Genomic DNA, 17,425 nt, shown 5'->3' with positions numbered 1-17,425 from the left:
AAAGCTGCCGCCTAAATAAGTGCGGGCTTTTCGGTAACCTGCCCTAGTGCTGTTAGGAGCCTTTTTGGCTTGTAGGAGCACCCGCAGGAAAGGAAAGGATTGCTTATCAAGTTTCAGGGGGATTACCTCAGATGCCCCGCTCTCCAGACTGAACGGGAGCGTTTAAGTTACCACCCCCAGGGGAATCTAGACAGCCTTTAACCTCTTCAAACCTTTTTCTATGGTCAGAGTTGGGGGCTGGCCCCATGAAAAGCTTAGTTACTACCTGCTCGCTTGTCCTGAAAAGTATGTTCTGTAAACCCAAAACCCTGCCAGCAGCTCATACTCATAAAAAACAATAGCAGCAGTTACGGGTTCTACTGTCCATTACGGCTTAAATACGTAAAAAGTACTTGCAGACCCTTGTCCTTCCACTATGAAAGAAATCAAAACACTGGCGGTACTAAACACTGTCTTCTTTTTACTGCACCTGGTGCCATCACAGTTAACGCAGCTGGAACTCTTCAATGGCCAAACTATTGGCGACGTGTCTGACAAATACCCTGCGCTATTCACCCCGGCAGGCCTCACGTTCTCTATCTGGGGAGTTATTTACTTAGCTCTTTCTGCCTTCTGCATGTATCACCTGGTAAAAGCATTTAAGGAGCCTTCAAAGCATCAAGCAAACGTAGACCTGCAGCGGTTAGGCTATTTATTTATGGCAAACAACCTGGCCACCGGCGCCTGGACCATTGCCTGGGTAAACGAGTGGCTGGTGCTATCAGTGGTATTGATATTGATCCAACTGGCAACACTGTTGGCCATACATGTGCGGCTGGGCATTTATAAGGCAGGCCGGTCCGTCGCTTCTAAATGGTTTACCCAGGTGCCGCTGAGCTTGTACTTCGGCTGGATCATAATAGCAACTGTAGCCAATATCAGTTCTGCATTAGTGGGCCTGGAATGGGACAGATTTGGTTTGAGTGAAGGCCTCTGGACAACCATCATGTTAGTGGTTGCCGCCTTACTTGTTGGGTATGTAGTCTTAGCCAGGACCAATCCTGTTGTAGGGTTGGTTGGGATTTGGGCCTTTTACGGAATTATTTTGAAGCACCATACCCTCAACCTGGAAGAGAGCCGCCAGATTATCATAACCGCCTGGGGTTGTTTGGCGGTGGTGGCCCTGGTGGTACTGATTGTCTTCTTCAGAAATTATAAAACCGAAGAAAGCAGGCAGCAGGCGTAAGCTTTCCTTTCTACCTGGCAAATGCTTATGGCCTACTCCGTTTAAAACTTCAGCATATCTTCCATATTGACCAGATAGCTACCGGCAGGGAACTCCCCTTTCCCGTTCTTTGAGTTCACCTCTGAAAGCCTTTTACAGGATCACATGCTCCAGGAGCTGTTGGGCGCGCTGGTAGTCTTCCGGGATACCAATGTCAATGAAAGTACCTCTGTAGGTTTGGCCATACACCTTGATCTGAGGCAGGAAGGGCTGCAGGAGGTCTACCTCAAACGAAAACTTTTGAGGCAGGGAAAAAGATTGCAGCAGATGTTTCTTCATATAATAGACCCCACCGTTAATAAGCAAATCCTGTTTCTGCCCCGGCTGCTTTTCTTTGAAAGACGTCACCCTCTGGTCAGGGGCTGTCACCACGCTGCCATAGCGGTCTGAATCTTTCATTTGCTTCAGTGACAGCGCCAGGTCAGCGTTTTTCCCTTGGGCAAACGCATGTAGCGCCGCCAGGTCCACCTCAAAATATGTATCACCGTTCAAGATGAAGAAATCGTCTGCCTGTACCAGTCCAGCGGCCTGAGAGATGGCACCGCCGGTCCCCAGCAACTCTGTTTCAATGCTGTACTCCAGCGCCACCCCAAACGGATTCTGGCCCGCATAATACTCCTGGATCACCTCATGCTTGTGCCCCACCGCCAGAACCGCCTTTTTGATATTATTCTTGGCCAGGGTAAAAAGAAGGTAATCCAGAAAAGGCCTGCCCGCCACCTCGGCCATGGGCTTGGGCACGTCCTGTACTACAGATCTGAGGCGGGTACCTAAGCCCCCCGCCAGCACAATGGCTTCTTTGGTCATGAGAAATGCTGTTCATTCGGCTGCGCCGAACATATAAAAGTGGATGCTACCGTCTGTGAGGCTGCGTTGGTTTCTGTTTTGGGGCTGTTTTTTTGAAAAACAGCCCCAAAACAGAAACCAACGCATTTATAGTGCTTAGGTGCTTTTTGTCTTCCAGGTGATGACGCCTTTGTCATAGAAACTCACCCGTTCCACCTGCCCGCCAAACTGCTGCAGCACATTGCGTACGTGGTAAAGCGCGTTTGACCTTACGTAGAACATCATATACCCCCCGCCCCCGGCCCCAGACATCTTGCCGCCAATGGCTCCGTTCTCCCTGGCCGCCTCATAGATCTCGTCAATGACCGGGTTGCTGATCTCATCGGCCATGTTCTTCTTTGACAGCCAGCTTTCATGCAGCAGCTCGCCTATCACCTCCAGCTTCCCGCGCAGCAGGGCTTCCTTCATGCTGAACGCGTAGCCTTTCAACGCGTGCATGGCCTCTACAGACTTGCTGTTCCCCCGGTTCACGTTCTTCACCTGGGCGTCAATGATCTTGGAGGAAAGCCTGGACGTGCCGGTGTAGTACTGCAGCAGCGAAAACTCCAGCTCGTGTATGTACTCTTCCTTGATCCGCAAGGGGTTGACCACCACGCGGTCTGTGTGGAACTCCATAAAGTTGAAGCCGCCAAACGTGGCCGCGTACTGATCCTGCTTTCCGCCAGACAGGCCCAGGTCCTCGCGCTCAATGCTGTACGCCAGCTGCGCGATGTCATATTCGCCCAGGGGCAGCCCCAGCCACTCGGCGAAGGCCGCCACAATGGCCACCACCAGCGTGGAGGACGAGCCCAGGCCCGACCCGGGGGGGGCGTCTACGTAGGTCTCCAGCTGGTAGTACAGCGGCAGCTCTATCTTGAACTCCCTCTTGATGCGGTTGTGGATTCCCTTGATCAGCCGAAGCGTGTCTGTGCCCAGGTCAAAATAGTTGACGTTCTCATACACATGGTGCTGGTCAATGTCATAGCACTTCAGCACCACCTGCGGCTCCTGCAGCGGAATCAGGGTGGCGTACGCGAACTTATTGATGGTGGCGTTTAGGATTGCTCCGCCAAATTGATCGCTGTAAGGGCTTACATCAGTGCCTCCTCCCGCCAACCCCAGCCGCAGCGGGGCTTTTGAACGAATGATCATACTTGATAAAATTTATACAAATTAGTCTGCCAGCTATCTGGCAACAGCGGTACAGAAAGTATTACTATCAGCTACAAAAGAAAATGATCCTATTCCTTTCCACCGGAAAATATCACGGGGAACTGCAGGCAAACTAAAGTAGCCTTACTAAACCAGGCATCAAAACCACCTGAAGCCTTGATGAAAGACCGTAATAACTCCCTTTACCTAACACTGTTCTGCAACTTAAAAAAGTAAAGGTAATGGCTTAAAGTGAGATTAAGGCACGGGTACAGGTGGCATTTTAAGTTCTCTGTTACCACCAAAGAGAACCTGGGCTGGACTTCCACGGCCTCAGCAACCTGTCTTCCTGACTCAGAAACCATTTAGAGAGTTTCATTTCTTCCCCTTCTTGCGCCCCAGGTTTACTGTATAGTGTCTTACCTAAGCCAGCTGAAACACCCGTAGCATTTGTTGAGCAAAGGTGAGTCCAAACTTTATTACCGCCCAGAATTACTTGTTATTGATTTCACGCATTTGTTGAGCAAAGGTGAGTCCAAACCCAGAAAAAGAATTCAGGCTGTTTCCGCCTGTTTTGGCCAAAACAGGCCGGAAACAGAAAATTATTTTGCCAGCTACCCCTTCGCACGTCCCATTCCGGGCGCAGGCACTAAGACTGGCTGAAACGCTATTTCCCGCTTGCTAAATAATTTATCCCCAGTTTTCTATACTGAATTGAAGAATTATTAAGTTTAGAGGCCAGATTCATTCTCCTTCCGCCAGCATATGACCCAAAAAACCACCGCCCCTTTGCAGTACCTCCTACCGGTTCTGGTCCTTCTTTTGGCTTTTTTCTTTACGGGCTGTTCCGGTAAGAGCGATGAGCTGCGGCTGGAGCGGAAAAATTTTGAGCAGGAAATTGCGCAGGAGCAGAATCTGGTCTTCACCTTTGACAAGGACCTGGCGGCAGACTCCCTGCTCAACCGGTGGGACACCATTCCCTACCTCACCTTCACCCCGGCCGTGGCTGGCAAATTTAAATGGACGGCCCCTAATGAGTTGACCTTTTCCCCCACCAGAGCCTTTGCCCCTTCCACTGAGTACCGGGCTGAGCTGACCGGCCACCTGGTCAGCCACACCCAGGAAAAACTGAAAATTCCGGCCGGGCAGGACTTCCGGTTTCACACCCCCTACCTCACGCTCACCAAAACCAGTGCGTACTGACCCAGAACGAGAACAACCCCAGCCAACTGGAGGCTAACCTGCTCCTGGACTTCAACTACCCCGTCAAGTACAATGACCTGCGGGACCGGCTGCAGGTGCTGCAGAACAATGCTGAGCAGCCCCTTGAACTGGTTACCGGCAACACAGACAAGGTGGTGGTGAAACTGAAGAACATAAACCCGTCTTACCAGGGCCCCATGCCGGTACAGCTGCAGATTGCACAGGGCCTGACCACGCCAGGCAGCACCTACCAGACGCCCGCAACAATTCAGGAAACTGTCACCCTGCCCAGTAGGCAGCAGATGCAGATCACAGAGGTCACCACCGCCCAGGAAGAAGGCCAGGACCGTGTTTACATCTTTACCACCCAGCCTGTTACTAATCCTGAGGTGGAAAAATACGTTTCCCTCTCGCCGTATGCTGAGTTCACAGTAGAACGGCTGGACCATGGGCTGGTCCTGAAAGGGAATTTCTCCCATGGGCAGAACTACACGCTGGCCGTCTCTGGTGACCTGACGGGTGTGGTGGGCAAACCTCTGGGCCAACTGTACCAGCATCCTGTCTCTTTCAAAGACGTTAAACCCACCATAGCGTTTGTCAACAAGAAAAGCATCTACCTCAGCAGCCAGGGCTCTCGTAATATTGCCTTGAACATTGAGCAGGTGCCGCGCATAAAAGTGACCATCAGCAAGGTGTTTGAAAGCAACATTCAGCGGTACCTGCAGGAAGGCAAAATGTATGACGGCTACTATGAGGAGGAGACTGATGAATACTTTGAGAGCAACTCTTACCAAGTGAATGAGGATCAAGGCAAGACCATCTTTGAGCGCGAGTACGAGACCGCCAGCCTGCTGAAACAAGGCAATGCCCGCCTCCTGAACCTCAACCTGCATGACCTGGACTTTGACAGCCAGTTCAAAGGCCTCTACGTCATCAATGTGACCAGCACAGACAACAACTGGCTCAAAGACTCAAAGATCATTTCAGTTTCAGACATTGGGCTCATAGCCAAGCAGGGAAAAGACGAAGTGGTGGTATTTGCCAACTCCATCCGCAACGCGCAAGTGATGCCAGACGTGGAGATCAGCTTCATCAGTACCAACAACCAGGTCATTCACAAGGCCACCACAGACAAAGACGGGGTGGCGCGGTTCCCCAATATGCAGAAAACCGCCCCAGACTTTAAGATGGGGCTCATCACCGCCCGCGCCGGAAACGACTTTAATTACCTGCCCTACACCCAGACCCAGGTCAATACCTCCCGCTTTGATGTGGGCGGTAAGCGTATGGCCCAAGCCACCTATGACGCCTTCATCTACGGTGACCGTGACCTCTACCGCCCCAGTGACACCGTTTACGTGAACACCGTGGTGCGCACCCCAGACTGGAAAATGGTGGCGGGGTTGCCCATCAAAATCAAACTGCTCCTGCCCAACGGCAAAGAGTACCGAAACCACCGCGGCACCCTCAACCAGGAGGGCGCCCATGAAACGTTCTTCACGCTCCCGCCCGCTGCCGTCACCGGCACCTATACCCTGGAGGTATATTCAGGGAATGAGGTGCTGCTGAACTCCCGCAAAATTGGGGTGGAGGAATTTATGCCAGACCGCCTCAAGGTCACGGCTGCCCCAAACAAGGCAGAGTATGTCTCCGGGGAGAACCTAACCGCCACCCTCAGAGCACAAAACCTGTTCGGCCCACCGGCCGCCGGCCGAAATTATGAAATTCAGCTAAGCCTGAAGAAGAAACCGTTTGACGCCCCAAGGTACCCAGATTACAATTTCGAGATTCAGGCAGCCAGAAGCATTGACATCCAGAATAGCGTGCGCCAGGGCGTGACAGATGAACAGGGCAACGGGCAGGAAGCCTTTGAACTGACAGATCATCAGGACGTGGGGCTTCTGGACGGCTCCCTCTTCACCACCGTGTTTGACGAGACCGGCAGACCAGTAAACCGCCTGAGTAAATTCAACGTGTGCACCCAGCGGGCGTTCTACGGCATTAAAAAGTTTGACACCTACGTGAGCACAAAGCAGCCGCTCAACATCCCCCTCATTGCCCTTGACCGGAAGGGTACACCGGTTTCTACAACGGTGCAGGTGCAACTGGTGCGGTACACCTATGAATCTGTGATTGAGCGCTACAGTGAAGACTACAACTACAAATCGCAGCGCAAGGTGAACGTGGTCATGAACCGTACTATGGAGTTGCCTGCCAGTGGGGTTGCGGTAAACTTCACCCCCAGCACCTCCGGCGAATACGAGCTGCGCATTATGCGCCCCGGCGCGTACAATTATGTGGCGCAGGAGTTCTACGCCTACGGCTGGGGCGACACAGAGAGCACCTCGTTTGAAGTGAACACAGAAGGGGAAGTAGACATTGCCTTAGACAAGGAAAGTTATGAGGTAGGCGAAGATGCCAAAATCCTGTTCAAATCACCTTTTGCAGGCAAAATTCTGGTCACGGTAGAACAAAACAAAGTTCTGAGCTACCACTACCTCAAAACCGATAAGAAAGCGGCTTCGCTCAAACTCCCTATCAAAGATGAACACCTGCCCACGGTCTACATCTCGGCGGTGGCCTTGCGGCAGGTGAAAGACAACCAGATGCCCCTCACCATTGCCCGCGGCTTTAAACCATTAACAGTCACTAAAAAGCAGACCCAACTGCAGGTGGCCATTACCGCCCCAGACGCGTCAAGGTCAAAGCGGGTGCAGCAGGTAAAAATCAAAACCGCGCCTAACGCACAGGTCACACTGGCGGTGGTAGATGAAGGCATACTGCAGCTGAAAGACTACCAGACCCCTGACCCGCACGCCTTCTTCTATCAGAAGCGGGCGCTGGAGGTGAATGCCTTTGACCTGTACCCGTACCTGTTCCCAGAGCTTAGCGGAGCCCGCTCCAGCGTGGGCGGCGACGGCTATGATCTGGAGAAACGCATTAATCCGCTCACTTCTAAACGGGTAAAACTGGTGTCTCTGTGGAGCGGCCAACTCAAAACCAACAGCAACGGAGAAGCCACGGTGGGCGTGAAGATCCCTGAGTTTTCAGGGGCGGTACGCATCATGGCCGTGGCCTACAAAGGCAGCGCCTTCGGCTCCAGTGACAAGATGATGCGCGTGGCAGACCCTGTGGTGATCAGCACCGCCCTGCCCAGGTTTCTGAGCCCCAAAGACACGTTGCTGGTGCCCGTTACCGTGAGCAACACCACCGCTAAGAACACCGCCTACACCAGCACCCTTACTGTTACAGGTCCATTGCGCGTGGTGGGTACTGCGGTAAGAGCCGCCAGTGCCAATGCCAGTGCAGAAAGTCAGATAATGTACAAACTGGTGGCCACCCCGGCCATTGGGCAGGCACAGGTAAAGGTGGTGGTAAAGGCGCTGGGTGAACAGTTCAGCCACACCACTGACATTACCGTACGTCCGGCCGCCCCGCTGGCGCAGGTCACGCAGGCGGGCGCGCTTAAGAATTCCGCCGCGGCGGATATAAAACCGGCACATGATTTCATCCCCTCTTCCGTGAGTTCTAAGCTGGTGGTGAGCACGTCGCCGCTGGTGCAGTTCACAGAGGATATTACCTACCTGCTGCGGTACCCGCACGGCTGCCTGGAGCAAACCACCTCTACCGCATTCCCGCTGCTGTATTACGCAGATCTGGCCAAATCCCTGAACCAGGACAAGAAAAGCCGCACGTACAACCCTACTTTTCTGGTACAGGAAGCCATCACCAAAATTGAGCTGATGCAGCAGTATGACGGCGGGTTTGCCTACTGGCCCGGCGGCTCAGATACTGACTGGTGGAGCAGCGCCTATGCCACCCACTTCCTGCAGGAAGCCCAGAAAGCCGGCTACCGCGTCAACCAGGAGGTGCTGAACAAGGCATATAGATACCTGCAGCGCATGGTGAAAAGCAAGGCCACTGAGCCGTACCGCTACTATAACGCTGCCCGCCAATTGCAGACCAAGTACATAGCCGCCCACCAGACCATATATTCCCTCTACGTGCTCAGCCTGGCGGGCAAGCCCGATTGGGCCACCATGAACTTCTATAAAACCAAACCGGAGCAGATGTCACTGGATTCGCGGTACCTGCTGGCCAGCACCTACGCCCTCAACGGGGGCCGCCAGAGCTTCAGCCAGATCCTGCCCCGCTCCTTCACCGGCGAAACCTCCCTGCGAGCCCTGGACGGCAGTTTCTACTCGCCGCTCCGGGACCTGGCCATTTCCCTGAACAGCCTCTTAGAAGCAGACCCAGACCATGTGCAGGTGGGTACGCTGGCGCGGCACCTGTCACAGGAACTGAAAACGAGCCGGTGGTACAACACCCAGGAGAGAGCCTTTGCGTTGCTGGCACTAGGCAAGATGGCCAAACGGAGCAACGGCAAAATCACTGCCCAAGTGCTGCAAAAAGGCAAAGCAGTGGGCACGTTCAACGGCAAAGACCTGGTGCTCACCAACCAGCTCAACAAAGGTCCCGTCACCCTCAAAAGCACCGGACAAGGCACCCTCTATTACTTCTGGGAACTGGAAGGCATCAGCCAGAGCGGGGCATACAAACAGGAAGACCACCTGCTGCAGGTGCGTAAAACCTTCTATGACCGCAACGGCCAGGAAGTCGCCAACCGCACCTTCCGGCAGAACGACCTGGTGGTGGTGCGCGTCACCCTGCAGTCACTGGACGGCAGAACCGCTCCCAACGTGGCCATTACCGATCTGTTGCCGGCCGGATTCGAGATTGAGAACCCGCGCCTCATGACCTCCCGCGAGTTCCAGTGGATAGAAGACCTGCGCCCCGCCACCCCTGAGCACACTGACATCCGCGATGACCGCATTAACCTCTACACCACCGCCCGCCCACAGGCCCAGCACTTCTTCTACCAGGTTCGTGCCGTCTCCAAAGGTGATTTCCAGCTGGCCCCATTGCCGCAGACGCCATGTACAACGCCGAGTACCACTCCTACCACGGTGCCGGTGTAGTAAGAGTGCGGTAGTGATTTTTTAGGTTTTAGCTTTTCTGTTTCGTGTTTTTCTGAAAACAGCCCGGAAACAGAATATTTTGGAAGAAGCAGGTAGTGGTGGAACAGCAATTGGCGCAGACACTCGCAGGTCTGGAAGACCCTGCGAGGTCATTTGAGCAGGCGGTATTGCGGTAACTAGAAAAGAACCTACCTCTCCCAGGAGGGGAATGAACATGCCAGCATGAAAGACAAAGCGGTGCATGGTCTCTGTCTGTGATTTTCTGATACGCGGCCTCCTTTGGAACCAGCACCATTTCCCCCGCTTCAACAGGAGACTATCTGCCGGCAAACCAGAAGGAGAACCAAACTTCCTGTTTTCGGCCTGTTTTCACAAAAACAGCGAAAACGGAAAAACAGTTTCTGTATTTTTGTAAAACCGCTTCCCCATGCCCTTGCTGCAAGCATTTACGCGCTCCCCCAAACTTCCTCTCAGCAACAGAGGCAGAAGGTGGCTGCGCGCCGCAGTGGCAACGGTAGTGGTGACCTTCTGCCTTTATTCACTCCTGAACCTGCTTTTCCCCCTCAAGATTTCTATTGCCTACTCTCCCGTCATCACCGCGGCAGACGGAAGTGTGCTCAATGCGTTCCTCAGCCCAGACGACAAATGGCGCATGCAGCTGGAGCCCGGGGAGGTAAGCCCTACCTTGAAAAAGGCCATTCTCCTAAAGGAGGATAAATATTTCTATTACCATTTCGGCGTGAATCCTGTGGCTCTGACCAGGGCGTTCCTTAACAACCTCACCCACGGCAGAACCACCTCTGGCGCCTCTACCATTACCATGCAGGTGGCGCGGCTCCTGTACCCCAAAGAGCGCACCTACGCCAACAAGTTGGTGGAAATGTTCCGGGCAATCCAGCTGGAGCTAACTTATTCCAAAGACGAAATCCTGCTGCTGTACCTGAACCTGGTGCCTTACGGCGGGAACATTGAAGGCGTGAAGGCGGCCTCTGTGCTGTATTTCCAGCAGTCGCCCCAGCAGCTGAGCCTGGCGCAGGCGGTCACCCTCACCGTCATTCCCAACAAGCCCTCCAGCCTCCGGATTGGCAGGCAGAACGAGCGCATTGTAGCCTTCAGGGACAAGTGGATGGCGTATTACCTAAAAGAAAAAGCCTTCCCCAAAGAGGCCATAGAAGACGCGCGGCAGGAACCCCTGGAGGCATTCAGGCTGGAAGCCCCCAAGATTGCGCCGCATTATGCGTACCGCCTGCACCGCCAGTACCCGCAGCAACCCATCATCAAATCCACGCTGAACCGGCAGGTGCAGGACAAGGTGCAGCAACTGGCCTACAATTACCTGCAGCGGCTCAAAGGCTACAACATTCACAATGCGGCGGTGCTGGTGGTGAACAACCAAACCAAAGCCGTAGAAGCTTACCTCGGCTCCGCCGACTTTAACGACGGGCTGCACGGCGGTCAGGTGGACGGGGTGAAGGCGATTCGTTCACCCGGCAGTACGTTAAAGCCGTTCCTGTACGCCACCGCCTTTGACCGCGGCCTTATCACCCCTAAAACCATCATCACCGATGTGCCCATTGACTACGCTGGCTACCGCCCCGAAAACTACTACGGTGACTACAACGGCTACATTACTATTGAACGCGCCCTGGCCACTTCCTTGAATATACCGGCAGTAAAGCTGCTGGACCAGGTGGGTGTGCAGGCGTTTGTGCAGAAACTGAAGCAGGCAGAATTCTCCCAGATGAAAAAGCACGGCGGTAGCCTGGGTTTGTCGTTGATCTTAGGGGGCTGCGGGGTGAAATTAGAGGAACTGACGGCACTATATTCTTCCTTCGCCAACCAGGGCACCTACGCCTCCCTGCGGTGGCTGCAGGGGCAGAAAGACACGCTCAGCACCCCGCTGTTGTCACCGGCCGCCACGTATATGCTCAATGAGATTCTGACCCAACTGCAGCGCCCTGACCTGCCCCACAACTCCCAGAACAGTGCCCACCTGCCCAAGATTGCCTGGAAAACCGGCACCTCTTACGGCCGGAAAGATGCGTGGAGCATTGGCTACAACAAGAAATACACCGTGGGCGTGTGGGTGGGCAATTTTTCCGGCCAGGGTGTTCCCGAACTCAACGGCACCGACACCGCCACCCCGTTGCTCTTTGACATCTTCAACACCATTGACTACAACAGCCCTGAAAGTTGGTTCAGAGCGCCCAACGGGATTTCCTACCGCGATGTCTGCGCTGTCACCGGCTTGCTGGCCAACAGCTTCTGCCAAGACCAGATCATGGATACCTACATCCCCAGCGTATCTTCCATGGCCAAGTGCACCCATCTCAAAAAAGTGGCCGTATCTCTTGACGGGAAATACGCCTACTGCACCAGCTGCCTTCCGGAAACCGGCTACCACCACCAATGGTACCCCAACCACGCCCCTGAGATGCTCACGTTTTTTGTCAATCAGCACCTGCCGTACGTCTCGCTCCCGCCGCACAACCCGGGCTGCAGCCGTATTTTTCAGGAATACGCGCCCATCATCTCCTCGCCCACGGCGAATATGGAATATCTCCTGGAAGCATCTGACCACCAGAAACTCATGCTGCAGTGCAACGCTCACAACGAGGTCAAAAAAGTCTACTGGTATATCAATGATCAGTTCCTGCAAAGCGCGCCGTCCAACCAACCAGTTTTCTTTGAACCCCCACAAGCCGGCAAACTCAAAATCTCCTGCCTTGACGACCAAGGCCGAAATACGAATATTCAGGTGACGGTCCGGTTTATGGACTAAAGATGCGTTTTTGGGCTACTTTCTGTAAATCAGGCCGAAAACGGAAATGGCGCACCCGTTCGCAGGTTTGGAAGACACCAAGAGATCAATTGAGCAGGCGGTACTGTTGGGGCAGTCGCCATGCCCCCTCCCAGGAGGGGAGTGATCTGGTATGCGTGTCCCTCGGCTGTCCGGGATTTGCCATCCCGGACACAGTACCTGCAGATTTGCAATCTGCGGCGCCTGCAGATCAAACGTGCCGCCGCGGGGATTGCAAATCCCCGTGTACCAGCTTCCGGATTGCAAATCCGGAAGAGCGCAATGCTGGGCAGGGCTCAACGATATGTAACACCAAGGGAATTGATCAGCAATGCGGGCTCTCCTGTGTCAACATCCCCCTTCGCCCCCTTCAAAGGGGGAGTATCTGCTAGCGTTAGAAGGCACGGAAGTAACTTCCGCGTCATAGAGGACAGAAAATCGCCATTGCGTTTCTGGCCTATTTCCCGGGAAACAGGCCAGAAACGCAACTCCTCTTACTGAAGGTGCACCTGCCATGACTGATGTGCGCAGCACGGGCTCGTCTCAGGCTAGCGGATCTGCAACAGTTACCTAGAGGCAGATTGAGCAAGTAAAGCTGATCAGGAGAGGAACAGAAACCAGTCTTGACGGTGAGCGCCTCTGTTAATACGGTGCCGCTCCGGCGGCAAGGCCGGAGGGCCTAGTTTTAACAGCAGTGCTCACCGCCAGGACGGGGCCCCGCGGCCGTGAGCGCTTTGCGGAAAAGATGAAACAATACAGCCAGTGCGGCAGAGTCAACAGCGGTACAGCCAAGGGAACAGCTAACCACGCATTGCAGCAGGTGGCATAGTCATGGGAACAGCAGACTATGTATACAAAAGTAAGAGTATCCTTAGCTTATTCAGTCAAGAACTACCACTTCCAAACCTTTTCAAAAATTGCATGTTCCCAAGTCACCATAGCTTTTCACAGGCAACTTCCGTATCTTAATCTAAACCAGATGTAAACTTATGCAAGACGCTCCCTTTACCTCCACCAGAAAAGAAGACCTGCTTTTTGACGCCGCCCGCAAAGGCGACACCGCCTATATCCAGCAGCTGATCTCAGAAGGCATTGACCTCAACATCACTGATGGCCGCGGGTTCACCCCCCTGATCCTGGCCTGCTATGAAGGCCATCTGGAAACGGCGAAGACGCTCATAGAAGCGCAGGCCAATGTGAATACCCAAGACTTCGGGGGCAATACGGCGCTCATGGGGGTGTCATTCAAAGGGTATCCTGAGGTGGCGGAACTGCTTATTGCCAACGGGGCTGATTTGAACCTGCAGAACGGCAACGGCGGCACCGCCCTGATGTTCGCCACCCTATTTGGCCGAAACAACCTGGTGAAACTGCTGCTGGACAAAGGCGCTGACACCACCATCAGAGATGCGCGGGGCCTTACCGCGTTAGATCTGGCGCACCAGCAAGGCAACACAGCCGCACTGGAATATTTCAGCAGCCACCAAGCCTAAAGCAGACAACTTCTGTTTTTGCCTGTTTTTCTGAAATCAGGCCAAAAACCGAAGCTAACGTCACAGCACCGTCTTGTGCGTGATGGTTTCCTTGATGGGAATATTCTCCTGCTTGTTCCCAATAATCAGGCGGTTGCCCGAGTCATAGGTGAAGTAGTTCCAGAACCAGTTACTCATGACCATCAACCGGTTTCTGAAGCCCACAAGAGAGATAAGGTGAATGAACATCCAGATGAGCCACGCCAGAAAGCCTTGGGTCTTGATCTCCTTGCCAAGCAGTTTCAGATCTGCTACGGCTTTGTTGCGGCCAATGGTGGCCATGGTGCCCTGGTCATGGTATTGGAACGGCTCCAGCGGCTGCCCCGCCATTAAGCGCGGCAGGTTTTTCCCCAGCAGCTTCCCCTGCTGCATAGCAGGCTGCGCCAGCATGGGGTGGCCATGCGGATACTCTGGGGTGACCATGGCGGCAATATCGCCAATGGCGAAGACGTTGTCATAGCCCGCCACGCGGTTGTACTCATCTACCTGCAGGCGGTTGCCGCGCAGGAGGCTTTCGGGCTTGAGGCCGTTGACCGGGTTCCCCGTCACGCCGGCGGCCCAGATGAGGTTGCGGGTGGTAAGGGTTTCGCCGGAAGTAAGGGTCACGGTGTGGCCGTCATAGCTTTTCACCCGCCGGTTCAACAGCACCTGCACGCCCATCTTCTCCAGAAACTCCAGTGACTTCTGTGACGCCTCCGGCGACATACCTTTGAGCAATTCACCCCCACTCTGGATCAGGTGGATGTCCATGCTCTGGAAGTCCAGCTCCGGGTAATCTTTAGGGAAAACGTGCAACTTAAGCTCACTTAGCGCCCCCGCCAATTCCACGCCCGTAGGTCCGCCGCCCACAATCACGTAGTCCATGAGGCTGTTGAGCTGGGCAGGGTCATCTAGCTGCAGGGCGTTCTCAAAGTTGCAGAGAATGGTGTTGCGCAGGGTAATGGCATCTGTCACACTTTTCATGGAGATGGCGTTCTGCTCCATCTGCGCATCGCCAAAATAATTGGTGGTGGCACCCGTGGCAATGACCAGATAATCATACCGCACCAGCCCAATGCTGGTCTCCACCAACTGCTGCTCCGTGTCCACGCGCTCCACTTCGGCCAGCCGGAAAAAGAAATTCTCCTGCTTCTCAAACACCTTCCGGAACGGGTGAATGATAGAATCTGCCTCCACGCCTGAAGTGGCCACCTGGTACATGAGCGGCTGAAACGTGTGGTAGTTCTGCTTGTCAATCAGGATCACCTGCACCTGGGCGGTGCTGAGCGCTTTCACCAGCTCCAGCCCTCCAAAGCCGCCGCCAATCACCACCACCTTGGGTTTGCCTGTACTCTTGATGCGTGCGTAGTTTGCCATACGTGTCTGGTTGGTCCCACCCTGTTTTACCCGCTCGCGGGCAGTGGGTTATTGAAAGTTGGTTTTGAAACCCGTTTTTGGTGTTTTTCAGAAAACAGGCCAAAAACGCTTTCATATTACTCCTCCTTCTCCACCTCATGCTGCTCCACCTTTACGGCGTGGTCAGAGGCCTTGACACCCTGGTCATGCTCCCGCGAGTAAACCTGGGTGAACTCGGCGCCCAACAGGAATACCACTGAGGCATAGTACACCCACACCAGCAGGAGCACCACAGAGCCGGCCGCACCGTACGTATCGGCCAGCGGTTCATGCTGCAGGTAGATGTTGAGCAAAAACTTGCCCGCCACAAAGAGAATGGCCGTGACGGTGGCCCCCACCCATACATTCTTCCACCTGATCTTGGCATCTGGCAGCACTTTGAAAATGGCGGCGAAGATGAGAATGCTGATCAACACTGAAACCACCAGATTGCCCGCATTGATCAGGTACACCGCCCCGCCCGACAGCTGCTCCCGCAGAAAGTCATTGATCACCCCCAGAATAATCTCTACCGAGAGGGACACCAGCAGCAGAAAGCCCATACTCACCACCATGGCCAGCGACAGCACCCGGCTCACAATGAGGTTAAGCCAGGCCTTCTCCGGTTTGGCCTTCACCTCCCACATGGCGTTCAGGGCATCCTGTATGGCCACAAAGACGGTGGTGGCGGTAAAGATCATGGTGCAGACGCCCACAATGGTGCCCACCGTACTGGCCGGGGAAAGACTGGCGTTCTGGATGATGTTCTGGATCTGCTCTGCACTGTCACGCCCCACCAGACCGCTGATCTGCTGCACTACCTGCCCCTTCACCGCATCTTGCCCAAACACTGAGCCGGCAATCCTGATCATGATGATGAGCACAGCCGGCAACGAGAAAATGGTGTAGAAGCCAATGATGGCCGCGTAGTCTAGCGGCCGGTCATCTGTGAATTCCTTGAAGGTGAGTTTGGTGAGTTTCCAGGTGTACTTCCAGTTGGTAGCCATAGGGTGCGATGGTCAACAGGGTATTCCCCTCAGAGAACAGGTCTTTACAATTGCTTTGCGGCTTACCCGTTGCGTTTTTTGGCTTCGGTCTGAATGACTTTCAGTTCATCTTTGGCGGCGCGCAACCTGCTTTTGGCAGCCTTCTCCCGCTGCTCAGCCTCGTCTACCGCCCGCTCGGCCTGGTCCACCTCCTTCTCCAGTTCATCTATTTTGCGCTGCTGCGCCGCCACAATGGGGTCACTGGAATAGCCGCTGCCGGAAAACACAGAGCAACTCATCATGAATGGAAAAACAAGGAACAGGGTAAAGCGGGTGAATCTTGAAAAGGTTGAAGCAGTCATACACTGAATTAGTAGGTTTCTAAGGTTCTTACGGCTCCTATTGCACACTTGTTCCTGCTCCCCCCTTTTCACCGGGCCTGCACCAACTTTTCCCCCTGGCTTTCAGCCGAAACAGAAACTCCTGTTTTCGGTCTGTTTTCTGTAAAACAGGCCGAAAACAGGAGTTCCCTCACTTCTGCCAACGCAGAGGTACGGCTGTTTACAATGCTGGCAGGTTATTGGCTCTGCGCTGCAGTTTCTGTACTTTGTCGGGATCCATCTCCTCTGGGCGGGACAGCGCGCCCACCACCAGTCCGGTCAGGCCCATGGCCAAAAATGTATTGCGCGCCTTCTCATTTTTAGCGAACCCGAACAGCCACGGCGCTGCCAGGGAGAACAGGCTGGTGGCGAAGTCAATGGCCAGGTGTGCCTTGTACGGCATCACCTTCACCGCACCCCATTCGGCGCGGGTCACCAGGGCAGACACCAACGTACCGCCGCTAATGGCCCGGCAGAGGGTGGTGGCGGTTTCTTCCTCGGTGAAGCCTACGGTCTCCGGGGCAGAGGCTACGGCAGGGATATACGCTACATCGGCTATGCCGTGCAGGGGTCTGGAAATTGGTTGCCAGTTGTTCATGAATTCTTGCAGTTAAGGTACAACAAAGGCCGTCACGGGGACTGCCAGCTCTTTCTTTCCCTCTTCTGTACGAGGCCCTACCACCTTTGTTCCTGCCGCCGCAAGTTTTGCCCGGACAGTTTCTCCTATTTGCGTTTCTGGCCTGTTTTTGAAAAATCAGGCAGAGCAAATCATAGACTGAACCGTTAGGCGGGAAGGACAGTCCTGATCTCCAGCCGTAGCAAAAGGCTCAGCCTAGTGCTCAACGTGTCACTAATGCACTTGAGTTCTTCTTGCGTGTACTGGTAAAAGTCCAGCTGTTGATGAATTCCACGGCATCTGTGCACGCGGCT

11 protein-coding genes are annotated in these 17,425 nt (G+C 54.2%); 5 read left to right on the top strand and 6 right to left on the bottom strand.

Features of this window, described 5'->3' with window-relative positions; genetic code table 11:
• Positions 1 to 415: 415 nt before the first annotated feature.
• Positions 416 to 1,225, top strand: coding sequence for a hypothetical protein (locus A8O25_RS14010; protein WP_066835940.1), 810 nt, complete (start codon positions 416 to 418; stop codon positions 1,223 to 1,225).
• Positions 1,226 to 1,357: 132 nt separating this feature from the next.
• Here the strand turns inward: A8O25_RS14010 and A8O25_RS14005 are convergent, their stop codons facing one another.
• Both A8O25_RS14005 and A8O25_RS14000 read right to left on the bottom strand, forming a co-directional pair.
• Complete coding sequence (locus A8O25_RS14005; RefSeq protein WP_066835938.1) at positions 1,358 to 2,071, bottom strand: nucleotidyltransferase family protein; 714 nt, start codon at positions 2,069 to 2,071, stop codon at positions 1,358 to 1,360.
• Between the two features lie 135 nt (positions 2,072 to 2,206).
• A complete protein-coding gene (locus A8O25_RS14000) occupies positions 2,207 to 3,241 on the bottom strand; it encodes a GHMP family kinase ATP-binding protein (RefSeq protein ID WP_066835935.1) in 1,035 nt (344 codons plus the stop codon).
• A gap of 765 nt (positions 3,242 to 4,006) precedes the next feature.
• Here A8O25_RS14000 and A8O25_RS22710 point away from each other — a divergent pair.
• From A8O25_RS22710 to A8O25_RS13980, 4 genes are all read left to right on the top strand, one after another.
• Positions 4,007 to 4,444, top strand: a complete 438-nt coding sequence (locus A8O25_RS22710; RefSeq protein ID WP_082893647.1) for an Ig-like domain-containing domain — start codon at positions 4,007 to 4,009, stop codon at positions 4,442 to 4,444.
• Positions 4,445 to 4,539: 95 nt separating this feature from the next.
• Positions 4,540 to 9,423 carry an alpha-2-macroglobulin family protein gene (locus A8O25_RS13990; protein WP_082893646.1) on the top strand — a complete coding sequence of 1,628 codons (4,884 nt, stop codon included), beginning with the start codon at positions 4,540 to 4,542 and terminating at the stop codon, positions 9,421 to 9,423.
• 427 nt (positions 9,424 to 9,850) lie between these two features.
• The gene (gene pbpC / locus A8O25_RS13985; RefSeq protein ID WP_066835931.1) at positions 9,851 to 12,205 is read left to right on the top strand and encodes a penicillin-binding protein 1C; all 2,355 of its coding nucleotides are present in this window, start codon (positions 9,851 to 9,853) and stop codon (positions 12,203 to 12,205) included.
• Positions 12,206 to 13,212: 1,007 nt separating this feature from the next.
• On the top strand, positions 13,213 to 13,716 hold the full coding sequence (locus tag A8O25_RS13980) for an ankyrin repeat domain-containing protein (RefSeq protein ID WP_066835929.1): 504 nt from the start codon (positions 13,213 to 13,215) through the stop codon (positions 13,714 to 13,716).
• Positions 13,717 to 13,776: 60 nt separating this feature from the next.
• Here A8O25_RS13980 and A8O25_RS13975 read toward each other — a convergent pair whose 3' ends face one another.
• The 4 genes from A8O25_RS13975 to A8O25_RS13960 form a co-directional block, all read right to left on the bottom strand.
• On the bottom strand, positions 13,777 to 15,111 hold the full coding sequence (locus A8O25_RS13975) for an NAD(P)/FAD-dependent oxidoreductase (RefSeq protein ID WP_066835927.1): 1,335 nt from the start codon (positions 15,109 to 15,111) through the stop codon (positions 13,777 to 13,779).
• 116 nt (positions 15,112 to 15,227) lie between these two features.
• Positions 15,228 to 16,136, bottom strand: coding sequence for a YihY/virulence factor BrkB family protein (locus A8O25_RS13970; protein ID WP_066835924.1), 909 nt, complete (start codon positions 16,134 to 16,136; stop codon positions 15,228 to 15,230).
• A gap of 62 nt (positions 16,137 to 16,198) precedes the next feature.
• Positions 16,199 to 16,477, bottom strand: coding sequence for a hypothetical protein (locus tag A8O25_RS13965; RefSeq protein ID WP_066835923.1), 279 nt, complete (start codon positions 16,475 to 16,477; stop codon positions 16,199 to 16,201).
• A gap of 199 nt (positions 16,478 to 16,676) precedes the next feature.
• A complete protein-coding gene (locus tag A8O25_RS13960; RefSeq protein WP_066835921.1) occupies positions 16,677 to 17,093 on the bottom strand; it encodes a hypothetical protein in 417 nt (138 codons plus the stop codon).
• Positions 17,094 to 17,425 lie beyond the last annotated feature (332 nt).

The sequence above is a fragment of the Rufibacter ruber genome (genome assembly GCF_001647275.1).
In the GTDB taxonomy this organism is placed as follows: Bacteria; Bacteroidota; Bacteroidia; order Cytophagales; family Hymenobacteraceae; genus Nibribacter; species Nibribacter ruber_C.
The sequence above is the reverse complement of the archived record's forward strand: the minus strand, read 5'-3'. Positions and strand labels throughout refer to the sequence as shown.

Bases quoted from the DNA above. Each gene is read 5' to 3' on its own strand.
- A8O25_RS14010 (WP_066835940.1), top strand. From the start codon at position 416: ATGAAAGAAATCAAAACACTGGCGGTACTAAACACTGTCTTCTTTTTA.
- A8O25_RS14005 (WP_066835938.1), bottom strand. From the start codon at position 2,071: ATGACCAAAGAAGCCATTGTGCTGGCGGGGGGCTTAGGTACCCGCCTC.
- A8O25_RS14000 (WP_066835935.1), bottom strand. From the start codon at position 3,241: ATGATCATTCGTTCAAAAGCCCCGCTGCGGCTGGGGTTGGCGGGAGGA.
- A8O25_RS22710 (WP_082893647.1), top strand. From the start codon at position 4,007: ATGACCCAAAAAACCACCGCCCCTTTGCAGTACCTCCTACCGGTTCTG.
- pbpC (WP_066835931.1), top strand. From the start codon at position 9,851: ATGCCCTTGCTGCAAGCATTTACGCGCTCCCCCAAACTTCCTCTCAGC.
- A8O25_RS13980 (WP_066835929.1), top strand. From the start codon at position 13,213: ATGCAAGACGCTCCCTTTACCTCCACCAGAAAAGAAGACCTGCTTTTT.
- A8O25_RS13975 (WP_066835927.1), bottom strand. From the start codon at position 15,111: ATGGCAAACTACGCACGCATCAAGAGTACAGGCAAACCCAAGGTGGTG.
- A8O25_RS13970 (WP_066835924.1), bottom strand. From the start codon at position 16,136: ATGGCTACCAACTGGAAGTACACCTGGAAACTCACCAAACTCACCTTC.
- A8O25_RS13965 (WP_066835923.1), bottom strand. From the start codon at position 16,477: ATGACTGCTTCAACCTTTTCAAGATTCACCCGCTTTACCCTGTTCCTT.
- A8O25_RS13960 (WP_066835921.1), bottom strand. From the start codon at position 17,093: ATGAACAACTGGCAACCAATTTCCAGACCCCTGCACGGCATAGCCGAT.